The organism is Nocardia sp. NPDC059228 (genome assembly GCF_042754245.1).
In the GTDB taxonomy this organism is placed as follows: Bacteria; Actinomycetota; Actinomycetes; order Mycobacteriales; family Mycobacteriaceae; genus Nocardia.
Genome location: NZ_JBHZAL010000010.1, coordinates 226201 through 241131, shown reverse-complemented (window position 1 = coordinate 241131; position 14931 = coordinate 226201). Strand labels below are relative to the sequence as shown.

The 14931-nt window shown below is 65.3% G+C and carries 18 protein-coding genes and 1 pseudogene; 11 read left to right on the top strand and 8 right to left on the bottom strand.

Annotated features, from left to right (window positions below):
- The coding region (locus ACFXKA_RS18430; protein WP_379428155.1) for a hypothetical protein at positions 1-211 on the bottom strand (211 nt) is incomplete at its 3' end.
- A gap of 333 nt (positions 212-544) precedes the next feature.
- Here ACFXKA_RS18430 and ACFXKA_RS18425 point away from each other — a divergent pair.
- Positions 545-1135, top strand: coding sequence for a leucine-rich repeat domain-containing protein (locus ACFXKA_RS18425; RefSeq protein ID WP_379428154.1), 591 nt, complete (start codon positions 545-547; stop codon positions 1133-1135).
- Positions 1136-1602: 467 nt separating this feature from the next.
- Here the strand turns inward: ACFXKA_RS18425 and ACFXKA_RS18420 are convergent, their stop codons facing one another.
- Together ACFXKA_RS18420 and ACFXKA_RS18415 are read right to left on the bottom strand one after the other, a co-directional pair.
- Positions 1603-2019, bottom strand: a complete 417-nt coding sequence (locus tag ACFXKA_RS18420; protein WP_379428161.1) for a YkvA family protein — start codon at positions 2017-2019, stop codon at positions 1603-1605.
- A gap of 8 nt (positions 2020-2027) precedes the next feature.
- Positions 2028-2624: a Chromate resistance protein ChrB gene (locus tag ACFXKA_RS18415; protein ID WP_379428153.1), complete on the bottom strand. Its 597-nt coding sequence runs from the start codon at positions 2622-2624 to the stop codon at positions 2028-2030.
- 131 nt (positions 2625-2755) lie between these two features.
- Here ACFXKA_RS18415 and ACFXKA_RS18410 point away from each other — a divergent pair, with 131 nt between their 5' ends.
- Together ACFXKA_RS18410 and ACFXKA_RS18405 are read left to right on the top strand one after the other, a co-directional pair.
- On the top strand, positions 2756-3718 hold the full coding sequence (locus tag ACFXKA_RS18410; RefSeq protein WP_379428152.1) for an ATP-dependent DNA ligase: 963 nt from the start codon (positions 2756-2758) through the stop codon (positions 3716-3718).
- Positions 3719-4008: 290 nt separating this feature from the next.
- Positions 4009-4146 (top strand): hypothetical protein, encoded by a 138-nt coding sequence (locus ACFXKA_RS18405; protein ID WP_379428151.1) that lies wholly within the window; start codon positions 4009-4011, stop codon positions 4144-4146.
- A gap of 80 nt (positions 4147-4226) precedes the next feature.
- On the opposite strand, the gene ACFXKA_RS18400 is transcribed toward ACFXKA_RS18405, so the two are convergent.
- Entirely contained in the window at positions 4227-5126 is a 900-nt protein-coding gene (locus tag ACFXKA_RS18400; RefSeq protein ID WP_379428150.1) for an MBL fold metallo-hydrolase, read from the bottom strand.
- A gap of 487 nt (positions 5127-5613) precedes the next feature.
- Between ACFXKA_RS18400 and ACFXKA_RS18395 the strand changes: the two genes are divergently transcribed.
- Positions 5614-6042: a response regulator transcription factor gene (locus ACFXKA_RS18395; RefSeq protein WP_379428160.1), complete on the top strand. Its 429-nt coding sequence runs from the start codon at positions 5614-5616 to the stop codon at positions 6040-6042.
- Positions 6043-6142: 100 nt separating this feature from the next.
- Positions 6143-6349, top strand: a complete 207-nt coding sequence (locus ACFXKA_RS18390; RefSeq protein WP_379428149.1) for a hypothetical protein — start codon at positions 6143-6145, stop codon at positions 6347-6349.
- A 378-nt stretch (positions 6350-6727) separates the two neighbouring features.
- On the opposite strand, the gene ACFXKA_RS18385 is transcribed toward ACFXKA_RS18390, so the two are convergent.
- Positions 6728-7315: a TetR/AcrR family transcriptional regulator gene (locus ACFXKA_RS18385; RefSeq protein ID WP_379428148.1), complete on the bottom strand. Its 588-nt coding sequence runs from the start codon at positions 7313-7315 to the stop codon at positions 6728-6730.
- Positions 7316-7373: 58 nt separating this feature from the next.
- On the opposite strand from ACFXKA_RS18385, the gene ACFXKA_RS18380 reads away from it, so the two are divergent.
- From ACFXKA_RS18380 to ACFXKA_RS18360, 5 genes are all read left to right on the top strand, one after another.
- Positions 7374-8075, top strand: coding sequence for a DUF998 domain-containing protein (locus tag ACFXKA_RS18380; protein ID WP_379428147.1), 702 nt, complete (start codon positions 7374-7376; stop codon positions 8073-8075).
- Positions 8072-8842, top strand: a complete 771-nt coding sequence (locus tag ACFXKA_RS18375; RefSeq protein WP_379428146.1) for an SDR family NAD(P)-dependent oxidoreductase — start codon at positions 8072-8074, stop codon at positions 8840-8842. Before ACFXKA_RS18380 ends, ACFXKA_RS18375 begins: the two co-directional genes overlap by 4 nt.
- 224 nt (positions 8843-9066) lie before the next feature.
- Positions 9067-9936 carry an alpha/beta fold hydrolase gene (locus tag ACFXKA_RS18370; RefSeq protein WP_379428145.1) on the top strand — a complete coding sequence of 290 codons (870 nt, stop codon included), beginning with the start codon at positions 9067-9069 and terminating at the stop codon, positions 9934-9936.
- Positions 9937-10066: 130 nt separating this feature from the next.
- Positions 10067-10786 (top strand): alpha/beta fold hydrolase, encoded by a 720-nt coding sequence (locus ACFXKA_RS18365; protein ID WP_379428144.1) that lies wholly within the window; start codon positions 10067-10069, stop codon positions 10784-10786.
- Positions 10787-11007: 221 nt separating this feature from the next.
- The gene (locus tag ACFXKA_RS18360; RefSeq protein ID WP_379428143.1) at positions 11008-11139 is read left to right on the top strand and encodes a hypothetical protein; all 132 of its coding nucleotides are present in this window, start codon (positions 11008-11010) and stop codon (positions 11137-11139) included.
- Between the two features lie 16 nt (positions 11140-11155).
- On the opposite strand, the pseudogene ACFXKA_RS18355 reads toward ACFXKA_RS18360, so the two are convergent.
- The 3 genes and pseudogenes from ACFXKA_RS18355 to ACFXKA_RS18345 form a co-directional block, all read right to left on the bottom strand.
- Positions 11156-11281 (bottom strand): annotated as a pseudogene (locus ACFXKA_RS18355) (ATP-dependent DNA ligase); the annotation flags it as partial.
- Between the two features lie 486 nt (positions 11282-11767).
- A complete protein-coding gene (locus ACFXKA_RS18350; protein WP_379428142.1) occupies positions 11768-12433 on the bottom strand; it encodes an isochorismatase family protein in 666 nt (221 codons plus the stop codon).
- A gap of 63 nt (positions 12434-12496) precedes the next feature.
- A complete protein-coding gene (locus ACFXKA_RS18345; RefSeq protein ID WP_379428141.1) occupies positions 12497-13321 on the bottom strand; it encodes an alpha/beta fold hydrolase in 825 nt (274 codons plus the stop codon).
- Positions 13322-14586: 1265 nt separating this feature from the next.
- Between ACFXKA_RS18345 and ACFXKA_RS18340 the strand changes: the two genes are divergently transcribed.
- Positions 14587-14898, top strand: coding sequence for a DUF1330 domain-containing protein (locus ACFXKA_RS18340; RefSeq protein WP_379428140.1), 312 nt, complete (start codon positions 14587-14589; stop codon positions 14896-14898).
- Positions 14899-14931: the final 33 nt, after the last annotated feature.

Sequence of the window (14931 nt, the reverse complement as noted above, 5' to 3'; positions counted from 1 at the left end):
CAGCCGATGTATCCGGCACCGTGTGGTCGAAGTGTTCGGCGGCGTAAGCGTAGGGGTGGTCGGGGAACGCGCTCGCCTGCTGGAAGATGCCAGCAACGCACTGAATTGCCGCGTACCGCGCTGACCGAACCGGCCAGCGCGGATTGTTCGGCCGAACCGCAGGGGTCGGCGCCATCGTGGATGCTGTTGCAGAGCGCGGGAATTGGCTCATGGTGGTCACACATTGCGCGGAGGTCAGGGCAGACTGGTGATCGCGTCGAGCGCGATTCGATCTGCACCAGGGAACTCTCGCTGTACAGCCAGGAAAGTTTGGCCGGCCGCTTCGACGTGCCGAGGCGATGACGATGAATAGGAGGCGTTGCTCCGGACCTGACCGTCCGCCGCAGTACCGCGGCACCGATCGCGGAGACACGACACCCTTCGGCTGTTCCGGCGGAGACGGCTCGTTCCGACTTCGCCCGTAGCCCGTGTTTGCGATGCTCCAATGTCGGTCGGAGGGGCAGACTCAGGCTGCGAAAGCAACGGACGAGACGGGCGGGATTCGATGGCATCAGAGGCCGAGACGCGTATCGCTGACGCGCTGCACACCGGCGCGCAATCATTGGATCTGTCAGATCTGGAGCTGCGCAGCCTTCCGGATTCCCTGCGGCGACTCAGCATGCTCACCGAACTCGACCTGGGTGTCAACCTCCTCGCGGAGCTCCCAGACTGGATAGGCGACCTCAGTACGCTCACTTCGCTGAACCTGTTCGCCAATCCGCTCACCACGCTCCCGGATTCGCTCGGCGATCTCACCGCGCTCACCGAACTCATCGTGAGCAGCAACCAGCTCACCGAACTCCCGGACTCGCTTGGCCGTCTCGCCGCGCTCACCGTGCTCGAGGCGTCCGACAATCTGCTCACAGAGCTTCCGGATTCGATCGGGGACCTCGCCGCGCTCACCTTTCTCCAGATCAACGGCAACCACCTGGTGGCGCTGCCCGATTCGATGAGGAATCTCAGCGCCCTGACCGAGCTTTGGATCGATGACAGGCTGCTCCCACAGCTACCGGCCCCGCTCCGCGAAGTCGTCCCTCGCGCCCTGCCGGCCGGTCCCCCCGGCGACGACCCGCTCAGCGGAGAGCCGCCGTGGTGATCGGCCAGAACGTCTCAGGATCGCGCGGAGTCCCGCCCGGGGAGGAACTGCAGCGCCACCGCCGCCGCGAGTTGAGAATCCAGCCCGCCCCGGTGAGACCGGGCGTCGAGCCAGGGATTCGGAGGCGCGCCATGACAGCAACCCCACACGAACCACGCGGTGACAGACCCGTCCGCCGACCGGGAAAACGGCCTACGATCACACCCGCCATCACCCCCGATTCCGACGACGATGTGCCGGTAGTGCACTGGCCGGAGCCGAGTCGGCTCGAATCGTGGTGGCACGCCGTCATGCACCCCGCCGCCGAGCCACCCACACCCACATGACCAGAACCGGCTCGACCGGCACACAGCGACAACCCCGCCGCAGTCCTGATATGGCTTCGGCCTGCCTACTGCATCAAGAGCCCCATCGTTTTCCGAACATGTACACCAAGAAGCGGATGATCTGCGAGTTGTGACGCAGAGTCAGGGTTTCCGGGGTTCGGTGCGGTCGAGTCCGGTGAGCCGGGTCAGGGCGCTGAATCCGTCCTCGGTGCCGGGCCAGTGTTGCCGGACGGGTTCGATGCCGGCGCGGCGGACGATGCTGCGGAGTACGGCGGTGATGATAATGGCGTCGTCGGCGTACCCGATCACGGGCAGGAAGTCGGGGATCAGGTCGATCGGGGAGGCGAGGTAGGCCAGCAGTAACCACAACCGAACTCGGATGTCGCGTGGCAGGCTGCGGTCCGCGGTCAGTCGCCGGATCAGGCGCATGGTGTCGGGCAGGATGCGCAGCGATTCACGCAGCAGACTGCCGCGGGGGCGCACGATCATCAACGCGACGACGAAGGCCAGCCAGGTCAGCAGCAGCGCTGCGGCCAGGCCGAGGGCGATGTCGATCATCGGGTCGGTCACTGTCGTTCCACAATCTGAATTCGGATACGTTCGGCGGCTTCGGGATTCGCGCCCTCGGTGGTGAGAGCGGCTTCCTCGAAGGCGGCCAGCGCGGCACCGGCCTGGTCGACGGCGTCACGGGCGGCCTGACCGCCGGGTGCGGCGAAATAGTCGCGGGCGGCGATCTTGGCCAGCCAGGATCGGAAACGTTCGAGGTCGGCTTCGGATTCCTCGACCTCGGCGTAGGTCGCGTTCCCGCGTGCCAGTTCGCCTTCGAGCTCGGTGTGCAGTTCCGGGATCCGTTCCAGGATCTCGGCGTATTCGCTGTCGCGGGCGTCGTTGAACTCGGCGATCACGCCGTGTTCCTCGACCGGATCGGTGAACGTCATCGCCAGCACGCGCGCGGTGCCGCCGTGATCACGCACCCGAGCGGCCAGTCGCCGTACCTCACGGTGCACCTCGGACCGGTCCGGCAACAGGCACACCGACTGCTGCAGATACAGCGCGCCCAGCGACTTCAGCTTGCGCCACACCTGCACACGCAGGGTGCCGGCAGAACCAGCGGTCGACACGCTGATCAGCAACCACCCGCCGGACTGGGTTACATCTCTCACGGGGCCATGTTACGGGCATTACATTCTGCTGTTCCAGAGTAGGGACGAGTGAGCTCGACGCCAGGGGACGGGATTCCGAATCATCACGATGATGCGACCGTTCGGTATCTTTCGGGGGTAGCGTTCGGCGTATGGTGCGCCTTCCGGCGCCGATGCTCGCCACGGCCGGGCCCGCTCCCGCCGACGACGACACCCGGTATGCCTACGAATGGACCTACGACGGAATCCGCTGCCTGGCATGGATTTCCGACGGCGTGTGCCACCTGGTCAGTCGCAACGGCAACTCCCTCAACGCGGCCTTCCCCGAGATCTCCCACGCCCTGGTGTCGCTGGCCGCGGGGCGGGAGCTGACCGTCGACGGTGAACTGGTGGCCCCCGACCGCGACGGGGTGCCGCGGTTCCCCCGTATCGGGCACCGCCTGGGCGTGACACGGCCGAGCCTGGCGCTGGTGCGGGCGGTGCCGGTGTGCCTGTATGTGTTCGATCTGCTCGGTTTCGGCGGCCGTGATTTGCGCACGCTGACCTACCTGCAACGCCGTGAGCGCCTCGAGCGGCTGGGCCTGCCCTACGGCCATGTCCTGCTCGCGCCGTCCTACCGCGACTTCCCGGTGTCGCGGATGCTCGAGGTCGCCGCGGAGCACGGTATCGAGGGCGTCATCGGCAAACGGATCGACAGCACCTATCGGTCCGGACGGTCGCAGGCGTGGCGCAAGCTCCCGCTGCGCCGGTGCACCGAGGTGGTGGTGGTCGGCTGGCTGGCCGGCCACACCTGCAGCGAGGTGTTCGGGTCGCTGCTCGTGGCCGCTCACGACGAGCGCGGGCAGCTGGTGCTGCTCGGGGCGGTCGGGACCGGGTTCAGCGACGCCGCCCGCCGGGTGCTGCAGCGTGAGCTGCTGGCGTTGGCCGTTGCCGCGCCGCCGGTCACCGGGGAGATCCCGTCGTCGATCGCGGCCATCGCGCACTGGGTTGCCCCGCATCTGGTCGGCGATGTGGCCTACCGCGAATGTAGCGCCACCGGTCTGCGCCACCCGTCCTGGCGCGGACTGCGATTCGATCGCTCACCGTCGGAAATCTCGGTGCCCGAGCACAACTGACCCTTCCCCGCAGCAGGTCAGGCCACCCCGGGCCTACCCATGTCGCCCCAGTCGTTGCTGATCATTTTCCGAACACGCCAGCGATATGGGTGGCGGATGGGATGGGGTTCCCACCGAGTTCGTCTGCGGTCCACGCGGTTTCGAATGACTGGGTCGGTGGATCTCAATGTCGTTCACCCGGTGAACAAGGCTACGGACAGCGGCTTGGGTGCCGCTCAGATCGGTGGAACGGCGTCACCGATCGGGCAGATGGTAGCGAGCCGACATCGGGTAAACGCACTGTCATACCGATGACCGAGCGCCTGCAGCAGATCATCTGGACCAGCTCGCACCCGGAGCGGGTGCGGCGCGCGATCGTGGTGCTTGGCCTACGCAGCCAGCGGGCCTGGTCCGTGGTTGTGGTGCTGGGGCGTGCGCCAGGCAGATAACAGGACGAGAGGGGTTCACCCCGGTCCTGTCCGAGCCCTCACCCGGCTTCTGGTCCGCTGGGGCTGGCCGGGTTGGTTCATCAAGCGGAAAGGGTCAGGCCCTTGGTGGTGACGTTCGGCAGTTGGCTCATCTCGGCGAAGGCGCGCTGATCATGGGCCGGCACGACGATCAGGTCGGGGATGCGCCGCATGATCGAAATCATGCGGAGGAGGTTTTGCCGGTTCCCCTCGGCGTCGAAGTCGGCTAGTCGCCTGACCGGGAATGGGCGCTCTACGCGGCGGGTGAGTCCCTCACGTTGCCATACCAGATCTCCGACCAGGGCATAGCGCACCTGATTCGGAAGTGTCACGAAGACGATGATGCTGCCGGGTGTGTGCCCGGGAGCCTGGACGCAGACGATCGAGCCGTCACCGTACACATCGTGGTGCCGGGGGAAGCCGAGGTAGGGTCCGCTCGGGAAGCTCAACTCCTGCCAGTTGAATGGGAATTCCTGGAAGAATCCGCGGAAGTTGCCGAACATTTCTCGACTGTAGAAGGCGGCTCGGTCGCGCCGGGAGATCAGAACCGGCAGGTCGGGGAAATCGGGGATGCCGCTCATATGATCCCAGTGCGCGTGGGTCAGCAGAATCCCGGACAGTCGGCTGAAGTCGTATCCGGCCGTTTCCAGCTGCTCGACCGCGGGCTTCCAGACGTCGTATTTGGTCAGCTTCTGGAACAGGCGGGGCATCGTGGTCAACTGCTTGGCGATGTCGCGTCCGAAACCGGAGTCGACCAGGAGATCACCCTGCGGGTGTTTGATGAGCGCGGCGCCGATGTAGAAGTCGCGCCTGTCGAAGACCGACCCGCCGACGTAGGCGTATGCGGCGGTTCGGTGGTTCACGCCGGTCGGCACCGCGACGAGGTCCATCTCGGCCGGTGGGTCGGCCTTCGGGATCGGGACCGACTCGGGCAATGGCGAGGGCTCGGGAAGCTGCTTCATGAACTACCCCTTGTCTTTCAGGCCGGTCACGTTCGACGGGACGTCGAAGTCTGCCCCTTGGAAGCCGCGTCGGAAGCCCATCGGGTTCTCGACGGCGGACAGGTCCACCAAAAGATCATTCTCCAAGTCCCGTAGCCGGTCCGTCCATCGGCGCGAGGATCGTTGTATTGCCCAACATGCATTGCCACATCCGAAGATCAACGGGCTGAGATCATCTCACCCCGACTGCGCCTGCCAGCTGTACGCAGAAGTGCCGAATATCGGACATTGGCGGAGCACGCCAGCGGCAATGGGATGCCAGGGAATAGCCCTGATCATGTGAACGTCATGAAAACAGTTCACAGATGCATTGCTGAGAGATTGCGGTTTGGCATAGTCTCGTGGTCAGTCGATCGCGGTACTGACATTGCGAGCGCAGGATCGCCTCCATTCAGCTCCATGACGCTGCGGATTCGACGGTCGGGGACCCGTCTGTGAAGGATTCACCATTAGCCAATTCCCGCGCTCTGCAACAGAATTCACGCTGCCGGCGACCCCTGCGGTTCGGCCCAGCAAGGTCCTTGTCGTCGAGAGCAACCCGGCGATGGCAGAGATCGAGGCGCTCGTGCTGGCCAACGCCGGCCATGAGGTGATCTCTGCCCCCAACGCGCAGTGCGCATTGACCCTCGCTCGGCGATGGAATCCGGATCTGGTGCTGCTCGAGCTGGACCTGCCGGACTTGCCGGGCGCGCATCTGTGCCGGCAGCTGCGGAATCGTTCACCGATTCCGATCATCGCGGTCTCCCTCGATGGCAGTCCCGATGCCATCGGTGACGCCTACGCGGCCGGTGCGTGTGACTACCTGCCCAAACCGCTCAGAACCGGTGAACTACTCGGCCACATCCGTGCCCATCTCGCAGCACCGCAGGCGGCCTGAAACATCAACCAATTCGGTCATATCGTCAGCCAACCTGGTCTGAATCCCGCTTTATCGCTGGAAATCATCGGGATGTCCGCTGCAGTCCGGGGAATCGCTGGTGGAGCTTCTGGATCTGCTGGTGGACCTGCGCGAGTTCGGCCTCGACGGCCTGGTTGGGTTTGTCGTCTCGCCACTGGCTGCGCCGGCGTACGAGGCGTTCGGTGTGGTACTCGAGTTCCGCGAGGAACATGCGTGCCTGGGCGATTTCGGGATCCTCGCTCGTACGCCAGCGCTGCCACGTTCTCGTGCGTCCCGGCCTCGGTGATGACCGCCCCGCCATAGGAGGACCGGGCCGTCGATTTCGTCGAGCACCTGACGGGTGGTCGCGGCGTCGTCCTCCAGCGACTTGGTCAGGTTCTGCACAACCCGCACCGCGAACCCATCGCGAGTCAGCTCGTCATAGACACCCCGCTATCCGCCACCATTGACTCCGCCAGTGCCGGCGTTCGGTCACGAAGGCCTGGACGGTCGCGCCGGAGCGGTTCGACGAGGGAGAGGTAATATATTCGGCAGCAAAGCTTTTCGCTGACCTGGCCTATGGCGGAATTTCCATCGACGAGGGAGCGGGTAGCGGCCAGCGACCGTCGCCGAATCGGATCCGGTGGCTCTGCGCGGGACCTACTCGGGGATGCGAGTCGTCGAGCTATGCAGCGTAGGCCTGTAGCAGGGCGAGGGCCTGGTGCAGTGCGTTGGTGAGGTGTTGGTGGGAACCTGTGGCCTTGTCGATGATTGCACCGCCTTGCAGGGCCGCGACGAACGCGGAGGCCAGGGCCGGAACGGGGGCTTCCGGGCGCAGGAGGCCGGCGTGCTGCATGGCTGAGAGTTGTTCGCGCAGTTGGTCGATCCAGCGTTCGTACATGCGCCCGACCAGATCCCGGGTGAAGGTGTCGGTGTCGAGTGCTCGGCCCGCGAGTGCGGCGATTTCGCAAGCGTCGTTGATCGTTTGCTGGGAGTGCAGGTGCAGGATCTGCTCGATCCAGGCTTCCCACGCCTGCCAGGAGGTGAGCGGCGCGGCCGGGGCGTCGGCTTCGGCGAGGCGGGTCAGGTGGCGTTCGGCGGCGGCCCGGCGCAACTCGTCTTTCCCGTCGGGGAAGTAGTGGAACAGCTGGCCTTTGCTGGTGCTGGTCAAGCGCATGACGTCGTCGAGGTTGACGTCGTTGCCGGTGACGAGGAGATCGGCGGCGGCCTCGACGATGCGGGCCTTGGTCGCCTCCCCTTTGCGAGTGGGCATGCCTCACCCTACATTTCTGGACTTGTAAGTCCAAAAATTTGGTGCCAGCCTAGTGGACGTGAAAGTCCAAAACCTGTCAGGCCGGGGACGTTTCGCGGGCGCGCTGCTGTTGCTGGCCGGACTGCAATACCTGGCACTGGAGTACGTCACAGCTCGTGCGTGGCTCCACCCCACCTACAGCTACGCCGTGAACTTCATCAGCGATCTGGGCAACCCGGTCGCCGGGGATGTCTTCGACGGCCGCATGATCGACTCACCCCTGCACTCGGTCATGAACACCGCGTTCGTCGGCCAGGGCGTGCTGTTCATCGCCGCGGCACTGCTGCTCGCAACCCGAGAACGGCGTGAACGCCTGCTGTTCGGACTCGTCATCGCTCACGGCGTCGGCGTGATCCTGGTCGGGTTCTTCCACGAATCGGCCGCCAACCAGCACAACGGCGTTCTTGTGGTGCACGGCATCGGCGCGGCCGTGGCCATCGTGAGCGGCAATGTCGTCGCGATTCTTGTCGGTGCACGGTGGGGCATACCGACGTGGTTGCGCCGCACCAGCATTGCCCTCGGCGCCCTCGGGCTGGCCTCGTTCGCGCTGTTGCAGGCTGATCGGCCGCTGTATCACGCGGCGGGCGGGATACCCGAACGCGGCGCGGTCTACACCATCCTGGCCTTCGAAATCCTGCTCGGCACAGCACTTCTCGTTGCCGGGGCCCGACGTGCTCCGGAATGCCCCCTACCTGTCTCCACGGAAAGGCTCTCCGCATGAACCACACCGCAACCCAGCGCTTGACCGGTCGCCGCGCACTGGTCACCGGATCGACCTCGGGTATCGGACGTGCAATCGCGATCGCACTGGCTCGTGAGGGTGCGACAGTCGTGGTGTCGGGCCGCGGCAAAGGCGCGGGCGAGGCCGTCGTCGAGGCGATCCGCGCGACCGGGGGCGTAGCGCATTTCGTCCGCGCCGATCTGGCCGAATCAGGCAGTGCTGCACCAGAACTCGCGCGTGCCGCAGCGGCAGCTCTCGACGGCCCGGTCGATCTGCTGGTCAACAATGCCGCACTGCTCATACCCGCCCAGTCTCTTCTCGACGTCGACGAGACGCTCGCCGATCTGGCCCTGGCCGTGAATGTGAAGGCGCCGGCGCTGCTGACCGCCGCGATCACCCCCGGCATGGTCGCGGCCGGAGGGGGTGCGATCGTCAACACCGGCTCCCTCAGCGGCCTGGCCGGCAACGCCGTATCCGCCCTCTACGGCGCGACCAAAGCGGCCTTACATTCGCTCACCACATCCTGGGCGGCCGAACTCGCGCCGCGCGCCATCCGCGTCAACGCCGTGGCCCCCGGCCCGACCATGACCGACGAAAACGCCTCCTACCACGAGACATTGCGCAGTCTGGCCGCGTCGACACCCGACCGCCGCCCCGGCACGGCCGCCGAGGTCGCTGCCGCGGTGGTCTTCCTCGCCAGTGCCGAGGCGGCCCATATCCACGGCGCGATCCTGCCCGTCGACGGTGGACACCAGGCCGTCCGTTAACCAGACCACTTGTTGGTGTCTGTCGTCACGATCCCGAGCAGGCTGCAGTTATGACCTGTCGATAACCCGCATTCCTGGCTGCGGATCCACCGATTCGGCTGTACCGCAGTGCAAATAGGTACGACTTTCCCGCAATTTCGGAGTAGTGGAGGAATGGCCGCGCATGCTCGAACACCACAACCCGAACCCGCCCTCACGATCCACACGATTGGGAGTTCACCGTCATGAAGACTTTTGCCCGCCGGGCCGCTGTCGTCGCCGCGGCCCTGGCCGCCGCGGCCGGGGCCCTGACCGCTTGTACGCAGACCGACCACCACGACTCCGCGCCGGTGTCCACCTCGGCCGCGGTGTCGCGGGTCGCGGACTGGCAGGGTGACAAGCCGACGATCGTGCTGGTGCACGGGGCATGGGCGGACGCGGCGGGTTGGACGCCCGTCGTCGCCGAACTGCAGAAGGCTGGGTTCCCGGTCAAGGCGCCGCCGAATCCCTTGCGCGGGTTGGATTCCGACGCCGCATACATCTCTGATGTGCTACGCCAGACCACCGGGCCGATCATCCTCGTGGGGCATTCCTACGGAGGCGCGGTCATCACCAACGCCGTGGCGGGCAACACCCAGGTCAAGGCGCTGGTGTACATCGCGGCCTTCGCACCCGATCAGGGCGACTCGCTGGCGAGCCTGAACTCCGGTGCACTGGGAAAGGAGATCCCCGCGGTCCCGGCCACGCCGTCGTCCTTTCCCGACACCGGTGGCGGCACCGGTACAGAACTCACCATCGACCCCGGCCAATACCCGAATGTGTTTCTGGACAACACCGTAGCGCCGTCGCAGCAGCGGGCGCTCGCGGTCGAACAGCGTCCCCTCGGCCTGGCCGCGGTGACCGGGGTCTCCGGCGCCCCGGCCTGGAAAAACCTCCCGTCCTGGTACCTGGTCGCCAAGCAGGATCGTGCGATCGCGCCGGACCTGGAGCGATTCATGGCAACCCGTGCGGGTGCCCATATCGTCGAGGTGGCAGGACCGCACCTGATCATGCAGACCGATCCCGACGCGGTCACCGACCTGATCGAACAGGCCGCGGTCGCGACTCGTCGATAACCCGCATCCGGGACCAAGAATGCACCGTTTCGGTTGTAGCACAGTGCAATAGAAACGGACTTCCCGCATGCCAGCCTGGCCGGGGAATGCTCACACATGCTTGACCAACGCAACGATGAAGGAGAACACGATGTCTGATCAGGCCGCTCCGACAGTGGTGCTCGTCCATGGCGCCTTCGCCGACGCCTCGGGATTCGCCGGGATCATCCGGGAACTGTCCGAGTCCGGGTATTCCGTGATCGCGCCACCGAATCCCTTGCGGGGGTTGGGAAATGACGCCAAAGTGGTGCACTCGGTCGCCGCGGCGGTCGACGGACCGGTGGTGCTGGTGGGTCATTCCTATGGGGGCGCGGTGATCGGTCAGGCCGCGGCTGGGCTGAGCAATGTGACGGCGCTGGTGTACCTGGCGGCGTTCAGCCTCGACACCGGTGAAAGCTGCATCGATGTCCAGCAGCCTTTCGCGCCGTCGCTGCTGGCCGAAACGGCGCAGCCGACGCCCTACGATGCACCGGGCGCGGTCGGCGGCCCCGATCTGTACATCGATGGGGAGCGGTTCCGTGAAACCTTCTGCGCCGACGTCCCGGTCGACCTGGCGCAGGTGATGGGCGCCGCCCAGCGACCGCTCGCGGCAGCCGCATTGGCTGAGAAGGCCACCGAGGCCGGGTGGAAGCGGATCCCCTCCTGGTACCAGGTCGCCCGCCACGACAACGCCATCAACCCCGAAGCCCAGCGGTTCATGGCCAAACGGATGGCATCGACCATCGCCGAGATCGACGGCTCGCACACCGCCTTCATCAGCCAACCCGTACGCGCCGCCGAATTCATCCATTGCGCCATCGCCGTACGCTGACCACTACACCGGCTCAGCCCTGTCGGACAAGCGCAGCGGTCCTGCGCCGACAGGGCTCGACCGCTGACCAACGAACTGGCTCATCCCCATCGGGACAGTCCACGACAGGATTCGGGAAACCGCTGGCCCGGAGTGCCTCCGCAACACCCGGCCAGCGGTTTGTAGGCACGGAGCAGTCCTACCTCGGTTCCTTCTGGGGCAACCACCTCGACCTCGTCGAGGTGCTCTCCCTCGCCGAAGCCGGCCTCATCAAGCACAACGTCACCAAGGTCAGACTCGAAGACATCAACGAAAACTTGGAAGCCCTCGGTCGGGGCGAGATCGTCGGACGCCAAGTCATCGTCTTCGAATGAAGCCCGCACCGGAAGCTCAGTTGTGCTCGGGAACTGCGATGTCTGCGGGTGAGTGGTCGAATCGGAGTCCGCGCCAGGACGGGTGGCGCAGGCCGGTGGCGGTGCGTTCGCGATAGACGACATCGCCGACCAGGTGCGGGGCGACCCAGTGCGCGGTTCGACACGCCTAAGGTTGTGCAGATTGCCTGTGAGCGCCCGTCGAGAGCGTCATGGATTCGTCACTTCCGAAGGATCGATCCCGACTATCGCGTTGCTCACCGGAACCACCCCCCGCAACCTCGCCAAACGCACATTCCGTCTGCGATCACCCCGGGACACGCCACTACCGTCACCCATGGAACGTCCTCCTACCGCGATGGGACACCAAGCCCGACAAGCGCACCAGGAGGACGTTCCCCACGTCCAGACACCTGACGCGCAGAACGTCTTTCTATGCCGCTGGTTGCGCTGACCAAACCGGCCAGCAGCGCACCTCCGAAGATCAACCAGCCGTTGCCGATCCCCAGCAGCAGGTGGGTGGGCACAGTGCAGGGGTGAACGATCCGCACCAGGATTTCCGGCGCCCGATCGAGGTTGCCGATCTGGGTGGTTGCCGCTGGTCGCGCTGACCGAACCAGTGGCCGGTGAACTATCTGACCGACCGGTGCAGCAGATTCTGTTTGGCGGCTCCGATGGCCCGTTTGCGTCGGAAGTAATCGTTGATGATCACTCGATACAGGTCAGAATCGGAGCGTGCCCAGTTGCGCATCAGCTCGCAGCCGAGCGCCAGCGAGGTGATCGGCTGAGCACCGGCCTGCACCATCCGAGTGATCGCCGTGTCGTGCGTCACCGCAGACACGCCGCCGACAGCGTCGACGACGGGGTAGATCTCGTAGCCCTCGCGCAGCATGTCGAGGGTCGGAAACGCGAGGCACACTTCGGTCCACAGCCCGGCCATGACGATCTTTCGCCGGCCGGTGGCCTCGACCGCCGCCCGGAAGTCGGCGTCCTCCCAGGCATTGACCCCGGTACGGTCGATCTCCGCGACACCGGGGAGTTCGTCCAGGAGTACAGGATTGGTCGGCTCGTTGACGCCCATGTCCACCGCGACGGTCGTCACGACTGTCGGGATCGCATAGGCGTGTGCGAGCTTGGCGAGGGTTACCGCGCCGAGGTCGATCTCCTCGACTGTCGCAGATCCGACCGTGGCGTACTGGCCCGGTTGGAAGTCGATGAGAACGATCGCGCAGTTCTGGGGTGTGAGCAGGTGATCGGTCTCCGGGTCGCGGACGGGCTCGGGACGTGTTTTCGGCATTGGTCCTCGTCGATGAGTTCGGAAGGTCTGTACCCGCCCCGGGACCCGAGGCGGGACCGCTGCTCAGGATCGAATGAATGCGAGCAGGTCGGCGTTGATGGTCGCGGCCTCGGTGGTCGGCATACCGTGCGGGAAGCCCGGATAGGTTTTCAGCGTGCTGTTGGGCAACAGTTCGGCCGAGCGGATGCCGGTGTTTTCGATGGGGACCACCTGGTCGTCTTCCCCGTGCATGACGAGAGTGGGGATCGTGATCTTCGTGAGCTCTTCGGTGAAGTCGGTCTGAGAGAACGCGACGACGCCGTCGTAGTGGGCCTTGGCGCCGCCCGCCATGCCTTGGCGCCACCAGTTGGCGATCACTCCTTCGGAGGGGTCTGTGCCGGGCCGGTTGTAGCCGTAGAACGGTCCTTCGGCGAACGTGCGGAAGAAGTCCGACCGGCGGGTGGCGACCTGCTCCTGGATGCCATCGAAGACCGACTTGTCCAATCCGCCCGGATTGTCGGCGGTCTTCACCATGATCGGCGGCACCGCACTGATCAGAACGGCTTTGGCCGCCCGATCCTGTCCGTGCCGCGTCAGGTAGCGCACGACCTCCCCACCGCCGGTGGAATGACCGACATGAACCGCATCCGACAGGTCGAGATGGGTGACGACGGCGGCCAGGTCATCGGCGTAGTGGTCCATATCGTGCCCTTCGGCAACCTGAGCGGAACGGCCATGGCCACGCCGGTCGTGAGCGACCACCCGGAAACCGTGGGACACGAAGAACATCAGCTGTGCGTCCCAGTCATCCGAGGACAGAGGCCAGCCGTGACTGAAGACGATGGGCTGTCCGCTGCCCCAATCCTTGTAGTAGATGTCGACGCCGTCCGACGTTGTAATGAAAGGCATGTGGGACTCCTTGTGATCGCGTAGTCGATGCGCTGCCCAAGGGCCTCGTTGAGACAACTGGAGCTGGCTGGGCGACAACGCTTCGGAATGATCGGTGCCGGATCACTGTGCGTGACTTCGGGAGAGTTGCGCCCCGCTTTGCGCGCCATGAAAACCGCATTTTCGGCCATGGATTCGTGTCGAGTATCACTGGACGCTTGTGAATCACGTTCACTGCGATGAGGACACACGAGAGACTCTTTGACCCCTCTCGATTCAAAGTCGTCCGATCGCGCACGTTCGACCAGGTGCGCATCGGCGAGATCGTCAGCGCTCACTCGTCTATCTCTTGCCAGCCGCTGTCGATGGTGAGGGCGTGGCCGCGCTCGGGATTCTCGGTGTCCACCTTGGCTTCCGACCACAGGTTGAGATCGGCAGCGGCAGCATGCTGCGGAAGGGGGCGCGTCGATCGCGACCGAGACCGCCGACAGACCACGGCCCGCGACGATCTGGGTCAGCAGCCCGCCGAAGGAAGCCCGACCACCGCGGGCTTGCACGCCAGCTTTCCGACTACGGTTTGACCGTCGGTGGCGACGACAGGAACGCCTGGAACAGGCGCTCACGCTCGACGCCGGGTTCATAGAGCAGCTCGTGTAGTCCCCTCTACTCACGCTCGTGCAACGAGCCGCGAGACGATCGGCGTGGCCGCCTGAACCGGCGCACTCGGCCAGACTGGCGAAGTGTGGCCTAAAGGATGTCGCTGCGGCGCAACGCCATAGCAGGTCGGCTCAGGCGTCGGTCGCAGTCGCGGTGTTGAAAGGTATTGGCGCAGTGGAAGCACCAGCCGCAACGTCCGCAGTAGCGGCGGCGACGACTGAATCGACATCGCCGCAGCTCTCACATACATACAGCCACGCCGGAGACCTGAGTCGCTGGCGCTGTATCAGGGCGATAGCTCTAGTTCGAATACCAGATCCCGGCGGAGTAGCCGCACGTCGATGGGTGCGGGTTCTTCATTGCGCGGCGGTACCCATGCCGATTTCGGTGATGCGGGGCCGGACTGCCCGGTCATCGGGTCCGCGCTGGTCGGCGCAGCGTTGAAGCCGTTTCCGTTGATGAAGATCGGAGGCTCGGTGGTGGATTGCCAGATCGCCCCGTCTCGGCGCAAGGCCGATACGTGTTGCGAGCGAGATCATCTCGCGTGCGTCGGCGAGCACTCGATACCCACGCGGGGCCAGCGTGACACTGATGCGAATCCTTGTTCTCGTCGGGGGGATGATGTTCTCATGACCGCCTTGCTGATCTTGAACTATGACGTGACGGACCCTGAGCGCCTGGACACCTACCGTGCGGCGGCGACTCCCGTGCTGCTGGGGCCCGATGCCGGCGAACTTCTTGCCAGTACGGACCGAACAGTTCACCTGCCCGAAGTTGGTCCTACGCCAGGTGGCAGCCACACGGTCGTACTACGATTCCGCGACGCCGAGCACGCCTACGCCGTCTACACCTCAGCCCGCTATCAAGAGCTCCTCGAGCAGCGCCTTGCTGCCACAGTTCCCGTCTCCGCGATGATCGTTCCGGAACTCGCCGATGAGTGAGTTCGTGCGAGGAGATCGCAGCGAACGTGCCCA

Excerpts from the sequence above, each read along its gene's own strand:
- ACFXKA_RS18425 (WP_379428154.1), top strand. The coding sequence starts at position 545 with ATGGCATCAGAGGCCGAGACGCGTATCGCTGACGCGCTGCACACCGGC.
- ACFXKA_RS18420 (WP_379428161.1), bottom strand. The coding sequence starts at position 2,019 with ATGATCGACATCGCCCTCGGCCTGGCCGCAGCGCTGCTGCTGACCTGG.
- ACFXKA_RS18410 (WP_379428152.1), top strand. The coding sequence starts at position 2,756 with ATGGTGCGCCTTCCGGCGCCGATGCTCGCCACGGCCGGGCCCGCTCCC.
- ACFXKA_RS18405 (WP_379428151.1), top strand. The coding sequence starts at position 4,009 with ATGACCGAGCGCCTGCAGCAGATCATCTGGACCAGCTCGCACCCGGAG.
- ACFXKA_RS18400 (WP_379428150.1), bottom strand. The coding sequence starts at position 5,126 with ATGAAGCAGCTTCCCGAGCCCTCGCCATTGCCCGAGTCGGTCCCGATC.
- ACFXKA_RS18385 (WP_379428148.1), bottom strand. The coding sequence starts at position 7,315 with ATGCCCACTCGCAAAGGGGAGGCGACCAAGGCCCGCATCGTCGAGGCC.
- ACFXKA_RS18375 (WP_379428146.1), top strand. The coding sequence starts at position 8,072 with ATGAACCACACCGCAACCCAGCGCTTGACCGGTCGCCGCGCACTGGTC.
- ACFXKA_RS18370 (WP_379428145.1), top strand. The coding sequence starts at position 9,067 with ATGAAGACTTTTGCCCGCCGGGCCGCTGTCGTCGCCGCGGCCCTGGCC.
- ACFXKA_RS18365 (WP_379428144.1), top strand. The coding sequence starts at position 10,067 with ATGTCTGATCAGGCCGCTCCGACAGTGGTGCTCGTCCATGGCGCCTTC.
- ACFXKA_RS18350 (WP_379428142.1), bottom strand. The coding sequence starts at position 12,433 with ATGCCGAAAACACGTCCCGAGCCCGTCCGCGACCCGGAGACCGATCAC.
- ACFXKA_RS18345 (WP_379428141.1), bottom strand. The coding sequence starts at position 13,321 with ATGCCTTTCATTACAACGTCGGACGGCGTCGACATCTACTACAAGGAT.
- ACFXKA_RS18340 (WP_379428140.1), top strand. The coding sequence starts at position 14,587 with ATGACCGCCTTGCTGATCTTGAACTATGACGTGACGGACCCTGAGCGC.